A 1541-nucleotide genomic window follows, 5' to 3' on the forward strand; every position below is an offset into this window, starting at 1 on the left:
CGCCGCGCCGTCGATCGCCACCCCCGTCTCGGCGGCCAGCGCGGCGAAGGTGGCCACCACGCCACGCCGAGGGTCCAGCAACGTCATGTCCAGGTCGAATCCGATGACCGGCCCGGCCACCGGAGCGACTGCCGACGCAACGCCGGCCGCCGAGACGGGGGTGGCGATCGACGGCGCGGCGGCCGCCGCCCGCCTCGGGCCGCCGCTGGAGGAGGAGATCGCCCGCTGGTTCCCGCCCGAGCGGGTGGCGGAGATGGTGGCCCGCTACCGCGAGCTGTACGCCGTCCACGCGCTGCCGGTGTCGCTGCCGATGCCGGGAGCCGCCGACGCGGTCGCCCAGGTGCGTCGCCACGGTGGGCAGGTGGTCGTCGTCACCGCCAAGAGCGAGCCGCTCGCGCGGGCGAGCCTCACCCACATCGGCATCGCGGTGGACGTGGTCGAGGGCTGGCGGTTCGCCGAGACGAAGGCCGGGGCCATGCTCGCCCACGATGTCACGATCTACGTGGGTGACCATGTCGGTGACGTCGTCGGCGCGCACGCGGCCGGGGCGCTGGCCGTCGCGGTGGCCACCGGCCCGTGCCCGGCGGACGAGCTGGCCGCCGCCGGGGCCGACGTCGTCCTGCCCGGCCTGGCCGCGTTCGGCGGCTGGCTGTCGTCCCATCTGCTGCCCGGCCGGCTCGACGACCTGGCCGCGCGGCTGGCCGGGCTCGGCTCGGTGCTGGTGGCCTTCTCCGGCGGTGCGGACTCGGCGTTCCTGCTGGCGGCGGCGGTCCGGGCGCTCGGCGCCGACCGGGTGGTGGCGGCCACGGCGAGCTCGGCGTCCCTGCCGGCCGTCGAGCTCGCCGCCGCCGCCGGTTTCGCCGCCCGGCTCGGCGTCCGTCATCTCACCCCGGCCACGAACGAGATGGGACGCGAGGGCTACCGGGCCAACGGGCCGGACCGGTGCTACTTCTGCAAGGCGGAGCTCACTGAGACGCTGCGGCCGCTCGCGGACTCCCTCGGCCTCGCCCATGTGGTGACCGGGACGAACGCCGACGACGCCGTGGCCGGGTTCCGCCCGGGTATCCGGGCGGCGGCCCAGCGGGGGGCGCGTACCCCGCTGCTGGACGCCGGCCTGACCAAGGCGCAGATCCGGGAGGCGTCCCGGCGGTGGGGCCTGTCGACCTGGGACAAGCCGGCCGCGGCCTGCCTGGCCAGCCGGATCGCCTACGGCATCGAGGTGTCACCGGCCCGGCTGGCCCGGGTCGAGCGCGCGGAGGCCGGGCTGCGGGCGGCGCTGGCCGCCGCCGGGCTCGCCATCCGGGACCTGCGGGTACGCGACCTCGGCGACGTGGCGATGGTCGAGGTGGACGCCGGCCAGGCGGTGGCGCTGGCCGCGCGCCCGGACCTGCTGGCCGTCGTCGAGGGCTTCGAGCGGGTGGAGGTCGACCCCCGTGGGTTCCGGTCGGGCTCCATGAACGAGCTGCTGCCGGCCGTGGCGCGAACGTCCGGGGACAACGGCGCCGGCCGGTGAGCGGCGCCGGCCGGTGAGCGGCGCCGGA

Annotated in this window: 1 protein-coding gene; it reads left to right on the forward strand. The window is 77.4% G+C overall.

Annotated features, from left to right (window positions below; translation table 11 throughout):
• Positions 1 to 103: 103 nt before the first annotated feature.
• The gene (gene larE / locus AC5LUJ_RS23085) at positions 104 to 1513 is read left to right on the forward strand and encodes an ATP-dependent sacrificial sulfur transferase LarE (RefSeq protein ID WP_493465761.1); all 1410 of its coding nucleotides are present in this window, start codon (positions 104 to 106) and stop codon (positions 1511 to 1513) included.
• The last annotated feature ends 28 nt before the right edge of the window (positions 1514 to 1541 follow it).

Source organism: Protofrankia sp. CiP1_Cm_nod3 (assembly GCF_982290655.1).

What these genes read in the sequence shown, in the direction of transcription:
- larE (WP_493465761.1), top strand. Translation starts at nt 104, where the DNA reads ATGACCGGCCCGGCCACCGGAGCGACTGCCGACGCAACGCCGGCCGCC.